This is a genomic window from Georgenia halophila (assembly GCF_039541595.1).
Genome location: NZ_BAABGN010000013.1, coordinates 429877 through 448355 on the forward strand (window position 1 = coordinate 429877; position 18479 = coordinate 448355).

An 18479-nucleotide genomic window follows, 5' to 3' on the forward strand; every position below is an offset into this window, starting at 1 on the left:
GGGCTAACGCTCCTCCACCTCGCCCAGCTCCTCGACAGCCGCCTCGATCGGCTCCCGGTTCACCAGCTGCGACAGGTCCACCTCGGCGCCGGGCGCGAGCGTCTCGAGCTCTTCCATCCGCTCGAGCGTGTACTGGATGCGGTCCTCGGCCAGGCCGACGTTGCGGGGGAAGGACTGGACCTCCTCCATGTGGACCGTCCAGGCCTCGTCGATGATCGACTCCTCGATGCCGGTGGTCTCGGCGATGATCGGGACCACGGTCTCGCGGTCCTCGTACATGGTGCGGTGCGCGCGGGTGATGGCCTCGGCGAACCCCTGGGCCGCCTCCGGGTTCTCCTCGATCCACGAGGCGTTGGTGAAGTAGGTGCCGTAGTAGTAGTCCGGCTCCACCTCGTACAGGTTGACGATGCTGTGCAGGGCGGGATCGAGCTGCCTGGCCTGGATCGCCTGCTCCGGGTGCAGGATGGCCGAGGTGATCTGCCGCTGCACCAGCCCCGAGACGTAGGCGTCGGTCGAGGTGGAGACGTAGTTGACGTCGTCGGGTGTCATGCCGGCGCTCTCGAGCACCATGCGGGTCATGACCTCGCGGAACGCGCCGATCTCCTGGATGCCGAGGTCCTGGCCGGCGAGGTCCTCCACGCTCTGGATCTCCTCGGGGACCACCATCTCGACCTCGAGGCGGTCGGCGTAGCTGGCGAAGATGGCCAGCTCGGCGCCGCCGGCGAAGGCGTTGATGACGGGCTCGATGCTGGCGCCGCCGACTTCGAAGTCGCCGCCGACCACGCCGTTGGTCACCGACGTGCCGGAGCGCAGGTTGGAGGTCTCGACGGACAGGCCGGCCTCCTCGAAGTAACCGAGCTCCCGCGCCACGGCGATATCGCTGTTGACGAAGCTCGTCACCCCGGTGGGCAGGGCGAGGCGAATCTCGGTGGTTCCGCCGTCGCCGCCGTCGCCGCCACCGCCGCCTCCACCGCCGTCGGAGCAGGCGGCGAGGGCGCCGAGGGCGAGTGCGGCCGTCGCGGCGACTGCGCAGCGAGCCAGGACGGTACGGCGGGTGGGTCCGCCCGTGATGGGTGTTGTCGACATCGTTGTCACTTCCAATTCGTCAGGTGTCGCGGCGCCAGGGCGCCAGGCGGCGCTCGGCCACGCCGAGCAGCGCCGTCAGGCCCACGCCGATGAGGGACAGCGTCACGATGGGCACGAAGGTCCGTGCCGTCTGGAACGTGTTCGCGCTCGTGACGATGAGGTTGCCGAGGCCGGAGATCGCGGTGAAGAACTCGGCCACGATGACGCCGACCAGCCCGCGCCCGATGGCGAGCTTGATGCCGGTGAACACGTAGGGCAGCGACGCCGGGATCAGGAGGTCCCGCCAGACCGCCCGCTCGGGCGAGCAGAAGGACCGCGTCACCTCGATGAGCTCGGACTCGACCTCCTGGACGCCGCGGGTGGTGTTGATGACCACGGGGAAGAACACGAAGAACGCGACGATGAAGACCTTCGCCGAGCTGCCGAAGCCGAACCACAGCACGATCACCGGGATCAGCGCCACGGCCGGCAGCGCGTAGAGGGCGTTGATCGGGATGTCCACGACCTCCTTGGCCACCCAGAACCGGCCGGCCGCCAGGCCGACGAGGATCCCGAGCACCGTGCCGGAGACGGCGCCGATGGCGAGCACCGACGTCGTCTCCCACATGGCGGTCTGCCAGGTGCCGTCGGCGATCATGTCGACCGCGGCCTGGACGATCGCCACCGGATAGGTGAACAGCACCGGGTTGACGCTGCGCCCGTACAGCTCCCACGCAAGGAGCAGCACGGCCAGCGAGAGGTAGCGCACCACGACCCGCTTTCTCGGGGTGGGCTGGCTGATCTTCATCGAGCGCCGCTGCCGGACCTCCTCCTGGGAGGCCGTGGTCGCGAGCGGGTCGACGCGGCCGGGCTGGATGTTCGGCGACGTGGGGGAGGTCGTCATGCTGCCGACCTCCCGGTCTCCAGCGCGCCCCACAGCTCCTGGCGAAGCGTCAGGTAGTCGGGGTGGCTGCGCACCGACTCCAGTGTCCGGGGCCGCTCGATGGGGGAGCGGACGTCGAGCAGGATCCGCGCGGGCGGCCCGCCGAGCACCACGATCCGGTCGGACATGATGATCGCCTCGTCCAGGTCGTGCGTGACCAGCAGCGCGGTCCGGGACTCGGACTCGATGAGGTGGATGACCTCCTGCTGCATCACCTCGCGGGTGATGGCGTCGACGGCGCTGAGCGGCTCGTCGAGCAGCAGCAGCTCCGGCTCGAGCACGAGCGCCCGCGCGATGCCGGTGCGCTGCTTCATCCCGCCGGAGAGCTGGCGCGGATACTTCTGCCGCGCGTCGTCCAGGTGCATCACGTCCAGCAGGTGCTGCATCCGCTCGGTCGGTGCCTCGCGGCCCTGGACCCGCACCCCGTAGAGGATGTTCTCCTCGACCGTCTTCCACGGGAACAGCCCGAAGTGCTGGAAGACCATCGTGACCCGCGGCTCGGGCGCCTGCAGCGGCTGGCCGTGCAGGTCGGCCCGGCCGATCCGCGCGCTGTTCGGCAGCAGCCCGCCGAGCGCCCGGAGGAAGGTGGTCTTTCCGCAGCCGGAGGTGCCCACGATGCTGACGAACTCGTCGTCGTCCACCGTCAGGGACAGGCCGTCGATGATCGTGGCGTTCTTGAACGTCACGTGGACGTCCTCCACGCAGAGACTCTGCGTCATGTGCATTCACTCCTTCGTGGTGGCGGGGTAGCTGGGAGGCACGGCTCAGAGGCGGATGACGGCCTTGAGGGGGTCGCCGTCGCGCTCGCGGACCACGCGCAGTGCCTCCGCGATGTCCTCGAGGGGGAACTCGTGCGTGACGAGCTCCTCGCCGCGCAGCCGGCCCATCTCGGCCAGCGCCAGGGCACGGCGGACGTTGTTGCCGCCCTCGCCGCGCGTGGTGTGCAGCTGGACGCCCTGGCGCACGACCGCGGCCAGGTCGATCGTGACCGGCTCGGGGTAGAAGGCGACGACGAGGATGGTCCCGCCGCGCCGCACGGACTCGACGCACTGCTGGGGCGTGCGCACGTTCCCGGAGGACTCGATGACGACGTCGGCGCCCTCGCCGGTGAGCCGCCGGATCTCGGCGACGGGGTCGGTCTCATTGGCGTCGATCACGTGGTCGGCGCCGAGGTCCTTGCCCTTGGCGAGCCGGCTCGCGCGGGTGCCGACGAGGATGACCCGCCGCGCGCCGAGCTGCTTCGCGGCCTGCACGGTCATCAGGCCCACCGGGCCGGGCCCGAAGATCACGACGTCCTTGCCGAGCAGGTAGCCGCCGATCATGTCGATGCCGAACAGGCCCGTGCCCGCCGTGGTGATGAGCACGGCGTCGAGGTCCGAGACGTTGTCCGGCATCTTCGACAGCGCCGCGACGTGGTGGATCGCGTACTCGGCGAACCCGCCGTCGACCGTCATCCCGGAGGCCTTGTGCCCCTTGGCGACGTCGCCGTAGTTCAGGCACGCCGTGTACTGGCCGGCCATGCAGTTCTCGCACCGCCCGCACCCGTGGTGCGCCTCGATGCAGACGCGATCGCCGGTCTCCACCTCGTCGACGGTCTCGCCGACCTCGACGACCGTGCCGGCCCACTCGTGCCCGGGCGTGTAGGTGCCGTACGGGGGAGTGCCGGGGAAGTGGCCGTCGTAGATCTTCAGGTCCGTGCCGCACATGCCGCAGACGGAGACCTTGACGAGGACCTCGCCGGGGCCGGGGCGCGGCACCGGCTTGTCGACCACCCGGATGTCGCCGGGGCCGAACATCACCGCCGCCCGCATCGTCTCGGGGAGGTCGTTCGCCGGTCGTGGGTCGGTCGCCACGTGTTCCGCAACCATTCGATGCTCCTTCGCTTCGAGTCGTCCGCGCGCCGCCGGGCGGCGCGGTCAGGCCGCTAGTGCGGCGCCGGCATCAGCTCCAGCAGGGTCGACGCCGCTGCCGATGCGAACGCGGGGTCGTTGATGGTGGTGTCGTGCAGCTCGAGCCGGACCCGCGGGTCCAGTTCGCGCTCGAGCACGTCGACGAACGCCTGGTTGGCGTCCGGGTCGTGCAGCACGCCGCCGGGGCTGCCGACGCCGGACCAGCCCTTGGTGGGCACGAGCACGGCCACCGGGCCGCGGGCGGCGTTGAGACGCTCGGCGACGAGGCGCCCGACGGCGGACAGGTCGTCCGCCGAGGTCCGCACGTTCGTGTTGTAGGGGTTGTGCACGTGGACCGGGCGGTCGCGGTAGGCCGCCGGGATGGTCTCCGGCGCGCCGAAGCAGAAGTACTCCAGCCCGCCGGGCACGACCACCTGCGGCGCCCCGCGCCGCCCGGCGGCGGTGAGCCGTCCGGGACGCACCGGTGCGTAGATGTCGGCCGGCTCGATCTCGCCGAGGACCTCGTGGGTGGTGAGGTCCAGGACGCCGGTGAGGACGCCGTCGTCGAGCAGGCGTTCCATCGCCGAGCCGCAGGCGCCGGAGGCGTGGAACGGCACGCAGGCGACGCCGCCCTCGCGCAGGTGGGCGATGGCGGCGACGACGGCGGGCTCGGTGTTGCCGAACGCCGTGATCCCGACGGTGGGGGCGCCGTCGTCCTCGGACGGGTCGGTAGTGGCGGCCGAGGTGGCCATGGCGACGACCGCCGCGGCCGAGCGGCGCAGGATCATCCCGGTGACCCGGTTCGGCCCGCCGAGCAGGTCCCCGACGGAGAACTGCATGGTGATGTCGGAGTCCCGCACGTAGTCGCGCACGTTGCCGGACGCGACCGTGGAGACGATGAGCTTGGGCGGCCCGATCGGCAGGTGCCGCATCGCGATGGCGGCGACGGCGGTGCCCTGGTTGCCGCCCACCGCGATGCTGCCGTGCAGCTCACCGGCGGCGAACCACTCGCTCAGTACCGCGCCGGCCGCCTCGCCCACGGTGGTCATCGCCTCGTGCCGCGGGCCGGCCCGCAGGTCGACAACCCTCCGGCCCGCCCGGCCGGCGAGGTCGTCCGCCGTGACGGCGACCGGTTCGCCGTGCGAGGCGTCCAGGCCGATGTCGACGACGCGGGCCGCGCCCCCGCGGGCCACGATCTCGGCCGCGAGGTAGCGCGCCTCGGCGGCCTTGGTGTCCACCGTGGCCAGGACGGCGATCGTCGGCGCTCCCGGGCTCGGCATCAGGCGCCTTCCGCCGTCGGGTCCGGGTCGTGGGCGAGCTCGATGTCCCCGGGCGGCCGGGACGTGAGGATCCCGGCCGCCAGCGCCACGCGGGCGTTGTCCTCCATGTAGTCCGTGCGGTGCACGGCCGTGTCGAGGTCCGGCCCGACGGCGATGGTGCCGTGCTCGCGCATGAGGACCACCCGCACCTCGGTGCCCGCCATGACGCCCTCGACGGCGTCCGCCAGCTCCTTCGAGCCGGCCGGCAGCAGCGGCACCTCGGCGATCTCGCGGACGTGCCCGCGGGCGGCGGCGGTCACCAGCGGCGGGATCTGGCCCGCCACGGAGTACGCCACCGACAGCGGCGGGTGCAGGTGCGCGATCGCGCCCACCTCGGGCCGGCTCCGGTAGATGGCCGCGTGGAACTGCCACTCCTTGCTCGGCCGCCGGTCCTCGTCCAGCACCTCGCCGTCGAAGGTCATCACCACCGTGTCCTCGGCGGTCATGTCCCCCTGGCAGCAGCCCGACGTCTTGATGACCATCGTGTCCGTGCCGGGGCGGCGGATGGAGTTGTTCCCGCTGACCCCGGGCACGAGTCCGCGCTCGAAGCTGCGGCGGGACAGGCGGGCCAGCTCCTCACGGAGCTCGTCCGTCGGCTCGACGCCGATCATCTGACCACCTCCGAGGTGGTGTCGTGGTGCGTTCAGGCCCGCTCGGGGTAGTCGCTGGAGACCTCGCCGACCTCGAACTTGCGGACCTCTTGGACGTACGCGGCGAGGTGCTCGGCCATGGCGTCGAAGATCGCCAGGCCCTTCTCCTTCGTGGCCCGGAACGGGTTGCCGATGGTGGCGGTGTCCGAGTACTCGTGGTGCTCCATCGGCACCCAGATGTTCTCCGAGTTCTGGAACTTCACGGTCCCGGTGCCGTCGATCTTGGAGAACGCCGGACCCATGTAGGCGGGCGCGTGGGCACGGTCGTCGACCGCGCGGTCCATGTGGACCAGGTTGTCCGCCGTCGCCATGAGGCAGGCGGTCTCCAGCTCCGAGGAGTGCCAGCCCGGGGTCTCCTCGGGCGGGTTGTCGAAGAGGTGCTGGACGACGTTCGCCTCGCGCTCGGTGGGCGTCTTGTAGAAGGAGATGTAGGCACCGGTGTCGTAGCGCAGCCGGCGCATGATCTCGTCGATCGGCTTGGTGTTGGAGCCGTGGTGGGAGACGAAGACGATCTTCTTGACGCCGTGGTAGATCAGGCTCCGGGCGACGTCGTGCAGGACCCGCCGGTAGGTCTCGGCCTGCAGGGTGATGGTGCCGGCGCCCTCCTCGTTGCGGCCCATGTGGTGGGGCGAGTAGCCGAAGGGCTGCAGGGGTGTGTGCAGCACGTCCACCGCCTCGGCGGCGCGGTAGACGACCTCCATCGTCACGTAGCTGTCCGTGCCGAGCGGGATGTGCGCGCCGTGCTTCTCGGTGCTGCCCATCGGGACGAGGACGGTGTCCTGCCCGTTCTCCTTCAGACGCTCGGCGACCTCCGAGAACGACATCCCGAGGATGTTGTGCTTGCGGTCTGTCGCGGCATCGGTCTTCGCGTAGTCCTTCACCGACATGTCTGAGAACTCCTTCGTCTCGTCGAACCTGTGGCGTTCGTGTCAGGCGGGTCGCGCTCCGCAGCTGGCCCGCACGACGATCTCGCCCTCCACCGTCCGGTGGCGGATGGCGGTGTCCCCTTCCTCTCTGTCCAAGATCTGCTGCATGGCCTCCGCCCCGAGCTGGGCGGAGTGGAGCGAGAATGTGGTGAGCGCCGGCCGCACGTACGCCGAGATCGGGGTGTCGTCGAACCCCGCGAGGGCGACGTCGTCCGGCACGCGTAGGCCGAGGTCGTTCGCCGCGGCCATGGCGCCGATGGCCATGCGGTCGTTGGCGGCGATGATCGCGGTGGGGCGCTCGCCCGGGGCGGCCTGCTCGAGGAGCTCGCGCGCGGCGCGGTAGCCGCCCTCCTCGGTGTATCCGCCCCTGGCCGTGGCCGGGTTCGCCAGGCCGGCGCCGCGCAGGGTCTTGCGCACGCCGGCCAGGCGCAGGCGCGTGGCGGTGGAGCCGCGGGAGCCGGCGATGAAGGCGATGCGCTCGTGGCCGAGGCCGACGAAGTGGCTGGCCATCTCCTGGCCGGCGCTCTCGCCGTCGGTCTGGATGGTGGGGAACTCGTCCGAGGGGCGCCCGACCAGCACGACCTCGGTGCCGTAGGCGGTGACCTGCTTGCGGGTGAGGCTGACCTCGTCGCCGCCGCCGAGGATCACCAGGGCGGCCACCCGACGGCGCAGCAGCGCCTCCAGGGCGCTCTCCGCTCGTCCCTTGCGCCGGTCGGTGCTGGAGAAGAGGACCTGGTAGCCGGCCGTCTGGGCGGCGTCCTCGATGCCGCGGGTGACCTCGGCGTAGTACTGGTTCGCCATGTCCGGCGCGAGGACGCCGACGAGATGCGTGTCGCGGCGACTCAGGTCGGTCGCGCTCTGGTTCGGGCGATAGTCCAGGGCCGAGATGACGGCCTCGACGCGTTCGCGGGTGCGGGCGCCGACCGGGTAGTCGGAGCCGGAGGCGATGCGGGACACGGTCGCGACGGACACACCGGCGGCCTCGGCCACGTCTCGGATCGTCACGACCACTGCTGCCTCCTCCGCGTCGATGCGTCGGTCCGGATGGCTGGGGGAGTCGCACCCACCGTCGGGTGCGATGTGTAACCGGTGGTTGTAGTAACCGGCTACTACAAACAATGCAACTAATGCGCTAGATAGAAACCGCTTACTATTGAAGGTAGACGCACGCAGGCGGTGGGTCAACCCCTCGGTGCGAGGTTCTGAACGTGCTCCCGGCCGCGACTCGGGGCAGCGTCAGCGACGGTTCGAGGAGGCGTGCGGTTCGAGCCGAACCCCGCTAGACCCCCAGGAGCGCGGCGGGTACGACAGCGATGCCGTCGGGTCGGCGGTAGGCACGTGTTCCGGTGGTGATCACCAGGGCATCCGCCAGGTCCTCGCCGAGCTGCGCGCGCAGCCACACGAGATGCTTCACGTCTGTGTCGTCCACGTCGGCCGCGAGCTTGACCTCCATGGCGACGACACGGCGGCCACGCTCCACGATGAGGTCCACCTCGTGGCGACCGTGATGCTGTCGCAGGTGATGCACGCGTGCGTCGGACGCCTGCGCGTACACGAGCACCGATTGCGCGACAAGATGCTCGAACAGGGGCCCGAGCATCGAGCCGCCGCGCGGGTCGAGGCGGACGTCGTCGCGTCCCGCCGCCACCGCTGCCTGGTCGAGCTCCAGCAGGCGTGCGGCGAGCGCGGGATCGGCCAAGAAGTGTTTCGGTGCCTGCGCCAGCTGCTTCAGGGGATTGAACACCGGGATCCACGCGTCGATCGGGTCGAGGACGAAGGTCCGCGACAGGACGTCCCGGTAGACGGTCGTGGTGTCACGGCTCGGCTTGTTCGGCAGGCCGGCCGTCGCGGCGTCGAGAAGGTTGGAGTACGAGGTGTTCGTCGCGGTGGCGGCCGCGTAGGCACGCAACCATGCGGCGAGTGTCTGCGGACGGCGGACGGCCGTGCCCTGCTCGACGAATTCGCGCTCGATCGTGTGCGTCAGGTATCCGTCGAGCGCGCGGTTCCGGAACCCGTCGGGCTGATTCCTGATCCCGGGGTAGCCCGATCGGAAGATCTCGTCGACGTAGTCCGCCAGCACGACGTCGGTGCGTGCCCTGACGGGCTCACGTCCGCCGTCGAGAAGGTTGGTCAGCGACACCGCGGGCGTGGCCGTGCCACGCTCGGCGAGGGAGAGTGGGCGCATCCTGAGCGGAACGATTCGCCCTGCGCCGGAGTGGATGCGCGTACCGACCGGAGCAGTTGATCCGGCCAGGATGAACGACCCTGGGGGAGCGCCGGCGTCGACTGCGCGGCGCACCTGGTCCCAGCACTCGGGGTAGAGGTGCCACTCGTCGAGCAGCAGGGTGCCGCTGGCGGAGAGGTCGAAGGGCGCGGCGGAGAATGCGCTCAGTTCCGCCGGGACGTCGAAGCGGACCACGTCGTCGGCGCGCTCGACGGCGGACGCGGTCTTGCCGACGCCCTTGGCGCCCTCCAGCGCCACCGCGGGCAGGCCGCCGGTGAGCGCATCGAGCGTGTCGTCGACGATGCGGCGCTGGTAGGTGACCATGGGTCAAACCTACAATTTCGACGCCAGCTAGTCGACAGTTTCGACACCTTCAACAAGGCAAGATCGACGGCCATCGCCGCCACGAGCCGACCCGTGGCGGCGGTGCGGCGACACAGCCGGTCCGCGCGGATGGCAACGATCTGGACGATCTTCCACTACGGCATCCCAGGCTGGGCGATGTACGCCCTGATGGGGATGGCCTTCGGCCTGTTCGCCTACCGTGGCGTACTCCGTGCCGAACTTCGCGGCGAACCGGGCCGCCGTGAAGGACACCGACTACCGCATCGAGATCTTCTCGACCCTCGGCTCGCGGGGACGCGACATCATGGGGTACACGAAGGATCAGGTCATCGCCGATGTCCTGGGCGCACCCACGACGGAGGAGAATGAGCGTCATGACTGACCAGACCGCCACGCTGTACATCGACGGAGAGTGGGTCCCCTCCTCCTCCGGCGAGACCCGCACCGTGACCTGCCCGGCCGATCAGAGCGAGGTCGGCGTGGTCAGCGAGGCGACCGCCGAGGACGTCGAGCGCGCCATCCTCGCGGCGCGAGCGGCCTTCGAATCCCGCGTCTGGGCCGACAAGCCGGCCTCCGAGCGTGGCGACTTCCTGCTGCAGGTCGCCGACGCGCTGCAGGCCCGCAAGGACGAGTTCGCCCGCGCCGAGGCGCTCGACACCGGCAAGCGCCTGGTTGAGGCCGAGGGCGACATGGACGACATCACCGCCTGCTTCCGCTACTTCGGGAAGATCGCCGACCAGAATCCCGGGCGACTCGTCGACGCCGGCGACGGCAGCGTCATCTCCCGCGTGGTCCACGAGCCCGTCGGCGTGTGCGGGATGATCACCCCTTGGAACTTCCCGCTGCTGCAGGCCTCGTGGAAGATCGCCCCGGCACTGGCCGCAGGCAACTCCTTCATCATCAAGCCGGCCGAGCTGACCCCGCACACCACGATCCTGATCCTGGACGTGCTGGACAAGCTCGGCCTTCCTGCCGGGGTCGCCAACCTCGTGCTCGGCGCGGGAGGCGTCGTCGGTGCTCCTCTGTCCTCCCACCCGGATATCGACCTCATCTCCTTCACCGGCGGTCTGGCCACCGGCCGCAAGATCGCCGAGTCCGCCGCCACCGGCATCAAGAAGGTCGCCCTCGAGCTCGGTGGCAAGAACCCCAACTTGGTCTTCGCCGACGCCGACTACGAGGCGGCGCTGGACAACGCACTGAACGCCGGGTTCCTCGATTCGGGCCTGGTCTGCTCCGCGGGCACGCGTCTGATCATCCAGGACACCATCGCCGAGCAGTTCGTCGACGACCTCGTCCAGCGCGCCGAGGGCATCGTGATGGGCGGCCCGCTCGACGAGGACGCGGAGACCGGCCCGCTGGTCTCCGCCGAACACCGCGACAAGGTCACCGACTACGTCACTCGCGGCATCGAGGCCGGTGCCCGCCTGCGCACCGGGGGGAACTGGGGCGGCCCCGAGCACGAGCAGGGCTTCTTCTACTCTCCGACGGTCCTGGACCAGTGCACCGCCGAGAACCCGGCCGTGATCGAGGAGGGCTTCGGCCCGGTGATCACCGTGGAGACCTTCTCCACCGAGGAGGAGGCGATCGCGATCGCCAACGACACCGAGTACGGCCTGGCCGGTGCGGTGTGGACCTCGAACTCCGGCACCGCCAACCGGGTCTCCCGGCGCCTGCGCCACGGCACCATCTGGATCAACGACTTCCACCCCTACCTGCCGCAGGCGGAGTGGGGCGGCTTCAAGAAGTCCGGCGTCGGCCGCGAGCTCGGCCCCTCCGGCCTCGAGGAGTACACCGAGGCCAAGCACATCTACGAGAACACCGAGCCCGCGGTCTCCGGCTGGTTCCCGCGTAAAGGCTGATCGACGTACTGCGAACTTGCGAGCGGTAGGAGATCAGCCCAGCAAGCTCAGTTGATCGGCCTCCCCATTCACACGGAACGACAGGAAGAAGACACGATGTCCGTACAGGACCTGCCCTCCGAGAACCCCGTCACCGAGTACGACTACATCGTGGTCGGCGGCGGGTCCGCGGGCGCGGTGGTCGCCGCACGCCTGAGCGAGGACCCGAGCGTCGAGGTCGCCCTCCTCGAGGCCGGCGACTCCGACCTCGACCACGCCGAGGTCCTGGACCTCCAGCGCTGGCCCGAGCTGCTCGAATCCGGGCTCGACTGGGACTACCCGATCGAGCCGCAGGAGAACGGCAACTCCTTCATGCGCCATGCGCGTGGGAAGGTGCTGGGAGGCTGCTCCTCGCACAACTCCTGCATCGCCTTCTACCCTCCGGCCGAGGACATGGACCTGTGGGAGAAGCTGGGCGCCGAGGGCTGGAACGCCGAGACGGTCCTGCCGCTCATCGAGCGCCTGGAGACCAACAGCTCCCGCAGCGGCGAGGGGCACGGCACCGACGGTCCGGTCCACCTCATGGACGTCCCCGCCGAGGATCCGCTGGGGGTCGCCCTGCTGGAGGCGTGCGAGCAGGCCGGCATCCCCAAGGCCACGTTCAACGACTTCGAGACCGTGGTCAACGGTGCGAACTGGTTCCAGGTCAACCGCAAGGCCGACGGCACCCGTTCGTCGTCCTCCGTGTCCTACCTGCACCCGGTCATGGAGCGGGAGAACCTGCACATCCTCACCGGTCACCACGTGGCGCAGGTCCTCTTCGACGCCGACCAGCGGGCGACCGGCGTCGAGTACGTCGACAATGCCTTCGGCCGCTCCTCGGTGATGCACGTACGCCGCGAGGTGATCCTCTCCGCCGGCGCGATCGACTCGCCCAAGCTGCTGATGCTCTCCGGCATCGGTCCGGCCGATCACCTGCGCGAGATCGGCATCGACGTGCGCGTGGGATCCCCCGGCGTCGGCTCGAACCTGCAGGACCACCCGGAGGCCGTGATCTCCTGGGAATCCACGCAGAAGATGACGCGCGATGCGACGCAGTGGTGGGAGATCGGGATCTTCACGCACACCCAGGAGGGCCTGGACCTGCCGGATCTGATGATGCACTACGGCTCGGTGCCCTTCGACATGCACACCCGCCGGCAGGGATACCCGACCTCCCCGGAGTCCTTCGCGCTGACGCCGAACATCACCCACGCCCGCTCCCGCGGCACGGTGCGGCTGCGCTCGATCGACTTCCGGGACAAGCCGAAGGTCGACCCGCGCTACTTCACCGACGAGGACGGCCACGACATGGCCGTCGCCGTCGCCGGTATCCGCAAGGCCCGAGAGATCGTCTCCCAGCCCGGTATGGACGCGTTCCGGGGCCGCGAGCTGTACCCGGGCGAGGACGTCCAGAGTGACGAGGAGATCGCCGACTACGTCGCCCGGACGCACAACACCGTCTACCACCCGGCCGGCTCCTGCCGGATGGGACCGGCCGATGACGACGCCTCGCCGCTGGATCCGCAGCTGCGGGTCAAGGGCGTCACGGGACTGCGCGTGGTCGACGGTTCGGTGATGCCTCAGCTGGTCGCGGTGAACCCCAACATCACCACGATGCTGATCGGTGAGCGCGCCGCAGACCTGATCCGGGGCGCACAGGACTCCTGACCACGGCTCGGCGGGCTCACGAGTCCTGACCCCACGCATCCGTGAGCCGTTCCGTCAACGGGCTCGGTCAACGGCTCAGGAGGTCTCCTCCATCGGGGCCGCGTCGCGGATCTGCCCGAACTGGAGCGCGCCCCAGAAGTCACCGCGCACGTAGCGCTGCGTGGCGTCCGGGACGAAGTCCCAGGGTCGTGCCGTGCCGTGCTGCAGCGCCCCGGCCACCAGGCGGCGCCGTGCCTGGCTGGCCAGGACGTCCTCCTCCAGGGCGGCGAGATCGTACTGGTTCTCCAGCACGCCGCGCAGGCGGCTGACGAGCTCGGCGTGCTCGGGACGCTCGGCGACGTTGGTCAGCTCCTTCGGGTCGGCGGCCAGGTCGAACAGCTGGTCGGGATCGCCCGGGCAGATCACGTACTTGTACTGGCCGCGCACCAGGCTCAGCTGCGGGCGCAGCGTCCCCTCGGCGAGGTACTCGATGACGACGTCGCGGTCCTCGGGGCCGGCCCTCCCGTCGGCCTCGCGGCGAGCGGATTCCAGCAGTGACATGCCGTAGCGCGGGAGGTCGCCCTCGCCGGTCGTCCGTTCACCGCCCGGCGCTGGATCCTGGTCGCGGGCGGCGGCCGGGTCACCGGGCGCTCCGGCCAGTTCCAGCAGGGTCGGCATGAGGTCGAGCAGCGAGACCGGGTTCGTGTACCGGCCACGGGGCACCAGGTGCTCCGGTCCGTAGACGATCATCGGCACGCGGGAGGATTCCTCGTACGGCGACATCTTGTACCACAGGCCCTTCTCGCCCAGCATGTCGCCGTGATCGCTGGTGACGATGATGACCGTGTTCTCGAGCAGCCCAAGGGTCTCCAGGCGCTCACGGATCCGGCCCACGTGATCGTCGATGTAGCTCACCGCGGCGTAGTAGGAGCGCCGGGCGCGCCGGACCTCGTCGAGGGTCGGCTCGCGCCGGTCGAATCCGCTCATCGCGCGCAGGCGGTGGCTGTGCGGATCCTCCTCCGGGCTCGGCACCTGCGGGTGCGCGGGATCGGGGATGTCGACGTCGGCGAACCGGTCCCAGTGCTCCTGGGGGGGCTCGTACGGGTCGTGGGGATGGATGAAGCTGGTGACCATGAGGAAGGGGATGTCCTCCCCCGCGGCCCGGTTCGCTCTGACCCGGTCGTTGAGATGGCGCAGCGTATGGAAGCCCACCTCATCGTCGAAGTCCTGCTGGACGGTGGCCTTCGAGACTCCGGCGGTGAAGACGGCGTCGGCGTCGTGGTACCACTGCAGCCGGTCGCCGAGATCCCGCTGCCAGTCCGGGACCATGTCCATGTCCGCCGGGTAGACGTCGGTGGTCAGCCGCTGCTCGAACCCGTGGTGCTGGTCAGGGCCGATGAAGTGCATGCGGCCCACCAGCGCCGTGTGGTAGTCGGCCGCGCGCAGGTGGTGGGCGAACGTCGGCGTCGAGGCACCGAAGTCGTCTCCGTTGTCGTAGCAGCCGATCTCGGAGGGCATGCGGCCGGTCATCATCGACGCCCGGGAGGGGGCGCACAGCGGGGTGTTGCAGTACGCGCGGTCGAACACCGCGCCGTCCGCCGCGAGGGCGTCGATGTTCGGGGTCAGAGCGGCTTTGTCCCCGTAGGCGCCGAGCGCCTGCGCGGCCATCTGGTCAGCCTGGATGACGACGATGTTCGGTTTCATGGCGTGTCCTCTCGCCTGCTCGGGGTGTCGGTGACCTCCGGCGACGTCGAGGCGCTGTCGTCCTCCTCGGTCTCCGGGGTCCAGCCGTCGGCCCATTCTCCGGTCTCGAAGTCGTAGCCGACGGGCTCACCGTGCTCGTCGGTGCGCTGGTACCACTCGGTGTAGTCGGCGTGGGTTGAGTCGACCCCGGCGCCGGCGCCCTCTCCGGGCTCGGCTCGGACGACCTGCAGACTGAAGTCGTCGTCGTACTTGTCCACGCCGTCCACGACGGCGTTGCTGACGGCGGCCTCCGCGTACTGCTGGCGCAGGGTGTGCGGGTCCGTGCGCAGCTCACGGAACCACGCCACGACGATCAGGAGCATCACGAGGGCGAAAGGCACGGCGGTGACGATCACCAGTGACTGCAGGCCCTGGAGGGCGGATTCGTTGCCCAGCAGCAGCATGACCACGGCGATGCCGGCCATCACCAGACCCCAGAAGACCACCAGCACCTTGGGCGGGTCGAAGCTTCCCCGGGTGGTGAGGATGCCCATCACCACCGAGGCGGAGTCGGCGGCGGTGATGAAGAAGATCGCCAGGATCACCATGATCAGCAGCGGCATCACGCTGGCGAAGGGCAGGTTGTCCACGATGGAGAAGAGGACCTCGGGGGCGTTGACCTCCTCGATCACACCCAGCCCGCCCTCTCGGTACATCGAGATGGCGGTCCCGCCCATGATCCCGTAGGCGATGAACAGCAGCGACGAGGGGATCAGGATGACGCCGAGGACGAACTGGCGGATGCTGCGTCCCCGCGAGATGCGGGCGATGAAGATGCCGACGAAGGGCGACCAGGAGATCCACCACGCCCAGTAGTACACGGTCCACGCGGACTGGAAGTCGAGCGTCTCCTGGCCCCAGGAGGCCGAGCGCGCCATCAGGTCGAACAGCGAACCGACGTACTCCATGACCCCCGACGGGAGCAGGTTCAGCAGGAACAGGGTCGGCCCCAGCAGGAACACCAGGCCGGTGAAGCCGATGGTGAGCACGATGTTGAAGCTGGAGAGGTAGCGGATGCCGCGGGAGACGCCCGAGACGGCGGAGATCACGAACCCGACGGCCAGCACGGCGATGACCAGCAGCAGGACGGTGTTGGTCAGCTCCGAGGCGCCGGAGACGATGACGACGCCCTGGCCGATCTGCAGCGCCGCGATGCCGAGGGCGGCGGCGGTGCCGAAGAGGGTCGCGATGATCGCGAAGGTGTCCACCAGCTGCCCGGCCCAGCCTTCGGTGCGCCGCTTGCCGAACAGGTGCTGGAAGATCGAGGACATCAGCAGCGAGCGCCCGCGGCGGTAGGCCGCGTAGGCGACGGCGCCGCCGACCAGCGCGTACATCGCCCAGGCGTGAAAGCCCCAGTGGTAGTACGTCTGGGCCATGGCGTAGTGCATAGCCTCGACGGACTCCGCCTCGTTCGTCAGCGGCGGCGGCGAGAGAAAGTAGGTGAGCGGCTCGGCCGGGCCCCAGAACATCACGCCGATGCCCAGCCCGGCGGCGAACAGCATCGCCACCCAGGAGAAGGTGGAGAACTCCGGCTTCTCCCCGTCCTTGCCCAACGGGATCTTTCCGTAGCGGGAGAGGCTGAGGATGATCATCGCGACCAGCACCACGGTGGCGACGGCATTGAACATCCAGCCCAGATGGCTCATCGTCCAGCCATAGGCCGCGTCGGCGACGGTGCCGACGCTCGCCGGATCGACGATGCCCCAGATCACGAAGGCGACGGTGAGGACGCCTGCCGCCCCGAAGACGATCTTGTCGACGTGGTAGAGGCGACGCTGGTCGTCGATGCCGATGCCCGGCACCAGAGCGGGGTGGATGTTGTGCGGGTACTTCGGACGTGCGTAGTCCAGGCTGGGCAGGCGATCCCCACCGCGACGATCCGTTCGTCCTGAGCCGGTGGGCCCTCTCCTGCCAGCGGCAGATTCGTCCTCGGTCATCACAGAACAGCTCCGTTCGGGTGGCGGACTCCCACGCACGGGGGCGGTCACGACCTCCGACGGATCGGACCAGCCGCACCGGTGATCAGGTCCGGCCTGGGCCGGACCACGGGGAGTAGGGCCCTGCCACTGTAACCATGCGCTGGGGCGTCGCCTACTGCCGCCGTCGCCCAGCCGTGCAAGGCCCCTCGGGCCGGGCGTTTCCGGATCGGCCCCGGCCGCGGATCAGGGCCGCCGCGAGCGCTTTCCGCGCCAGCTGCGTGCGACACGAGCATGGCAATCCTCATTCTTCAGGCACTGGCCGTCGGTCACTCGCTCGATGACGTCGGTACGTTGGAGAGATCGCCGCGGCCTGGCAGCACTGGGCGAAGGTGGCAAACCCGATGTCGGCATTCAGACGCGCGGGATCCTCAAAGCCCTGAGCGAGTCGACCGCCGAGGCGGTGTGGTCATCTGGGCGCTGCCCTACTGGAGGACGACGTCGGCGACGCCCGCGTCATCTGGTGCCGGATGATCCGTCGCGCGGTCCGGACTGGCGAGCTCGAGCTGCGCAAGCAGTTCGGGCCCTGGACCGCGGCTCGAGCTGAACTCCGCTAGATAACCAGTAGCGCGGCGGTCGGCCGTGAGCTTGACCGACAGCTTCGACGCCGGCTGGTCGACAGTTTCGACACCTTCAAGTAGGCAATATCTACTGCCCGGGTCCCGACGAGCGCCGGCCCGCGACGGAGGTGCGGCCAGACGGGCGGTCCTTGATTCCAACGTCGGTCGTCCGCTACCTTCCCGTCTACGCGGGTTGTCTACCCGCGTAGAGCGCGAACCGAACGATGACTGCACGAGGACCGTGCACGACGGGAGAGGGCATGGACGTCCCCATGCGGATCGCGGGGCAGCGGCAGCGCCGGGTCACGCGCGCCGACGTCGCCCGCGCCGCCGGCACGTCCACGGCCGTGGTCAGCTACGTCCTCAACGACGGTCCGCGGCCGGTCGCCCAGGCCACCCGGCGCCGGGTGCTCGAGGCCGTCGAGGCGATCGGCTACCGGCCCGACTCAATCGCCCGCGCCCTCGCCTCCGGCGCCACCCGCACGCTCGGGCTCGTCGTCCCGGACATCGCGAACCCCTTCTTCGCCGCCCTCGCCCACGCCCTGGAGGACGAGGCCTCCCGGCACGGCCTCGTCTTCCTCCTCGGGGACGCCGCCGAGCATCGCGAGCGCCAGCACGAGCTCATCGACAGCTTCGTCACCCGGCGCGTCGACGGGCTCGTCGTCGTCGGCGTGGACGACGACCTCGACCTCGAGCCGGCCCGTCAGGCCGGCCTCCCGGTCGTGGTGCTCGACCGCATCCTGGGCGACGCCGACGCCAGCGCCGTGGGCATCGACAACCAGGCCGCCGCCGGCGCCGCCACCGAGCACCTCCTCGAGCACGGCCGCCGCCGGATCGCCCTGGTCACCGGACCCGACTGGCTGCCGACCGCCGTGGCCCGCGAGCGCGGGTGGCGCGACGCCCTCGAGGCGGCCGGCCTGGAGCCCGACCCCTCCCTCGTGCGGCGCACCGGCTTCAACCGCAGCGGGGGCTACGAGGCCGGCACCGACCTGTTCCGCCTGGAGCATGCCCCGGACGCCGTCTTTGTGGCGAGCGAGCAGCAGGCGGTCGGCCTGCTCCGCGCGGCCCACGAGGCGCGGACCGCCGTCCCCGACACCGTCGCCGTCGTCGCCATCGACGGCACCGAGGCGGCCGAGTACTGCGTGCCCTCCCTGACCACCATCGCCCAGCCCTTCGACGAGCTCGCCCGCCGTGCGATCGAGCTCGTCGGTCAACCCGCCGGAACGTCGCGGACCGCCGTCTGCGACTTCGACCTCGTGCTGCGCAGCTCGTGCGGGTGCGAGTCCCCCCAGAGCCGACCGAGGACCTGAGA

At 70.1% G+C, this 18479-nt stretch carries 15 protein-coding genes and 1 pseudogene; 5 read left to right on the forward strand and 11 right to left on the reverse strand.

Annotation, left to right across the window (positions count from 1 at the left end):
- Positions 1-3: 3 nt before the first annotated feature.
- The 9 genes from ABD907_RS18125 to ABD907_RS18165 form a co-directional block, all read right to left on the reverse strand.
- Entirely contained in the window at positions 4-1086 is a 1083-nt protein-coding gene (locus tag ABD907_RS18125) for an ABC transporter substrate-binding protein (RefSeq protein WP_345218114.1), read from the reverse strand.
- A 19-nt stretch (positions 1087-1105) separates the two neighbouring features.
- Positions 1106-1969 carry an ABC transporter permease gene (locus ABD907_RS18130; RefSeq protein WP_345218115.1) on the reverse strand — a complete coding sequence of 288 codons (864 nt, stop codon included), beginning with the start codon at positions 1967-1969 and terminating at the stop codon, positions 1106-1108.
- A complete protein-coding gene (locus ABD907_RS18135; RefSeq protein ID WP_345218117.1) occupies positions 1966-2727 on the reverse strand; it encodes an ABC transporter ATP-binding protein in 762 nt (253 codons plus the stop codon). The genes ABD907_RS18130 and ABD907_RS18135 overlap by 4 nt, the downstream gene beginning before the upstream one ends.
- A 45-nt stretch (positions 2728-2772) precedes the next feature.
- Positions 2773-3876, reverse strand: coding sequence for a zinc-dependent alcohol dehydrogenase (locus ABD907_RS18140; protein WP_345218118.1), 1104 nt, complete (start codon positions 3874-3876; stop codon positions 2773-2775).
- 56 nt (positions 3877-3932) lie between these two features.
- The gene (locus ABD907_RS18145; RefSeq protein WP_345218120.1) at positions 3933-5177 is read right to left on the reverse strand and encodes a Tm-1-like ATP-binding domain-containing protein; all 1245 of its coding nucleotides are present in this window, start codon (positions 5175-5177) and stop codon (positions 3933-3935) included.
- Positions 5177-5827: a class II aldolase/adducin family protein gene (locus ABD907_RS18150; RefSeq protein ID WP_345218121.1), complete on the reverse strand. Its 651-nt coding sequence runs from the start codon at positions 5825-5827 to the stop codon at positions 5177-5179. Before ABD907_RS18150 ends, ABD907_RS18145 begins: the two co-directional genes overlap by 1 nt.
- A gap of 32 nt (positions 5828-5859) precedes the next feature.
- Positions 5860-6753: a creatininase family protein gene (locus ABD907_RS18155; RefSeq protein ID WP_345218123.1), complete on the reverse strand. Its 894-nt coding sequence runs from the start codon at positions 6751-6753 to the stop codon at positions 5860-5862.
- Between the two features lie 42 nt (positions 6754-6795).
- Positions 6796-7797 carry a LacI family DNA-binding transcriptional regulator gene (locus tag ABD907_RS18160; protein ID WP_345218126.1) on the reverse strand — a complete coding sequence of 334 codons (1002 nt, stop codon included), beginning with the start codon at positions 7795-7797 and terminating at the stop codon, positions 6796-6798.
- Positions 7798-8071: 274 nt separating this feature from the next.
- Positions 8072-9340: an ATP-binding protein gene (locus ABD907_RS18165; protein WP_345218128.1), complete on the reverse strand. Its 1269-nt coding sequence runs from the start codon at positions 9338-9340 to the stop codon at positions 8072-8074.
- Positions 9341-9460: 120 nt separating this feature from the next.
- Between ABD907_RS18165 and ABD907_RS21305 the strand changes: the two are divergent.
- From ABD907_RS21305 to ABD907_RS18185, 4 genes and pseudogenes are all read left to right on the forward strand, one after another.
- Positions 9461-9566, forward strand: a pseudogene (locus ABD907_RS21305) (BCCT family transporter); the annotation flags it as partial.
- A 6-nt stretch (positions 9567-9572) separates the two neighbouring features.
- Entirely contained in the window at positions 9573-9743 is a 171-nt protein-coding gene (locus ABD907_RS18175; protein WP_345218945.1) for a hypothetical protein, read from the forward strand.
- Positions 9736-11220 carry an aldehyde dehydrogenase family protein gene (locus ABD907_RS18180; protein ID WP_345218130.1) on the forward strand — a complete coding sequence of 495 codons (1485 nt, stop codon included), beginning with the start codon at positions 9736-9738 and terminating at the stop codon, positions 11218-11220. The genes ABD907_RS18175 and ABD907_RS18180 overlap by 8 nt, the downstream gene beginning before the upstream one ends.
- Positions 11221-11316: 96 nt before the next feature.
- Positions 11317-12909 (forward strand): GMC family oxidoreductase, encoded by a 1593-nt coding sequence (locus ABD907_RS18185; RefSeq protein WP_345218132.1) that lies wholly within the window; start codon positions 11317-11319, stop codon positions 12907-12909.
- Between the two features lie 75 nt (positions 12910-12984).
- On the opposite strand, the gene betC is transcribed toward ABD907_RS18185, so the two are convergent.
- Together betC and ABD907_RS18195 are read right to left on the reverse strand one after the other, a co-directional pair.
- The gene (gene betC, locus ABD907_RS18190; RefSeq protein ID WP_345218134.1) at positions 12985-14592 is read right to left on the reverse strand and encodes a choline-sulfatase; all 1608 of its coding nucleotides are present in this window, start codon (positions 14590-14592) and stop codon (positions 12985-12987) included.
- On the reverse strand, positions 14589-16568 hold the full coding sequence (locus tag ABD907_RS18195; RefSeq protein WP_345218136.1) for a BCCT family transporter: 1980 nt from the start codon (positions 16566-16568) through the stop codon (positions 14589-14591). Before ABD907_RS18195 ends, betC begins: the two co-directional genes overlap by 4 nt.
- 859 nt (positions 16569-17427) lie before the next feature.
- Between ABD907_RS18195 and ABD907_RS18200 the strand changes: the two genes are divergently transcribed.
- Positions 17428-18477, forward strand: a complete 1050-nt coding sequence (locus ABD907_RS18200; protein WP_345218139.1) for a LacI family DNA-binding transcriptional regulator — start codon at positions 17428-17430, stop codon at positions 18475-18477.
- Positions 18478-18479: the final 2 nt, after the last annotated feature.

Bases quoted from the DNA above. Each gene is read 5' to 3' on its own strand.
- ABD907_RS18125 (WP_345218114.1), bottom strand. From the start codon at position 1,086: ATGTCGACAACACCCATCACGGGCGGACCCACCCGCCGTACCGTCCTG.
- ABD907_RS18130 (WP_345218115.1), bottom strand. From the start codon at position 1,969: ATGACGACCTCCCCCACGTCGCCGAACATCCAGCCCGGCCGCGTCGAC.
- ABD907_RS18135 (WP_345218117.1), bottom strand. From the start codon at position 2,727: ATGACGCAGAGTCTCTGCGTGGAGGACGTCCACGTGACGTTCAAGAAC.
- ABD907_RS18140 (WP_345218118.1), bottom strand. From the start codon at position 3,876: ATGGTTGCGGAACACGTGGCGACCGACCCACGACCGGCGAACGACCTC.
- ABD907_RS18145 (WP_345218120.1), bottom strand. From the start codon at position 5,177: ATGCCGAGCCCGGGAGCGCCGACGATCGCCGTCCTGGCCACGGTGGAC.
- ABD907_RS18150 (WP_345218121.1), bottom strand. From the start codon at position 5,827: ATGATCGGCGTCGAGCCGACGGACGAGCTCCGTGAGGAGCTGGCCCGC.
- ABD907_RS18155 (WP_345218123.1), bottom strand. From the start codon at position 6,753: ATGTCGGTGAAGGACTACGCGAAGACCGATGCCGCGACAGACCGCAAG.
- ABD907_RS18165 (WP_345218128.1), bottom strand. From the start codon at position 9,340: ATGGTCACCTACCAGCGCCGCATCGTCGACGACACGCTCGATGCGCTC.
- ABD907_RS18180 (WP_345218130.1), top strand. From the start codon at position 9,736: ATGACTGACCAGACCGCCACGCTGTACATCGACGGAGAGTGGGTCCCC.
- ABD907_RS18185 (WP_345218132.1), top strand. From the start codon at position 11,317: ATGTCCGTACAGGACCTGCCCTCCGAGAACCCCGTCACCGAGTACGAC.
- betC (WP_345218134.1), bottom strand. From the start codon at position 14,592: ATGAAACCGAACATCGTCGTCATCCAGGCTGACCAGATGGCCGCGCAG.
- ABD907_RS18195 (WP_345218136.1), bottom strand. From the start codon at position 16,568: ATGACCGAGGACGAATCTGCCGCTGGCAGGAGAGGGCCCACCGGCTCA.
- ABD907_RS18200 (WP_345218139.1), top strand. From the start codon at position 17,428: ATGGACGTCCCCATGCGGATCGCGGGGCAGCGGCAGCGCCGGGTCACG.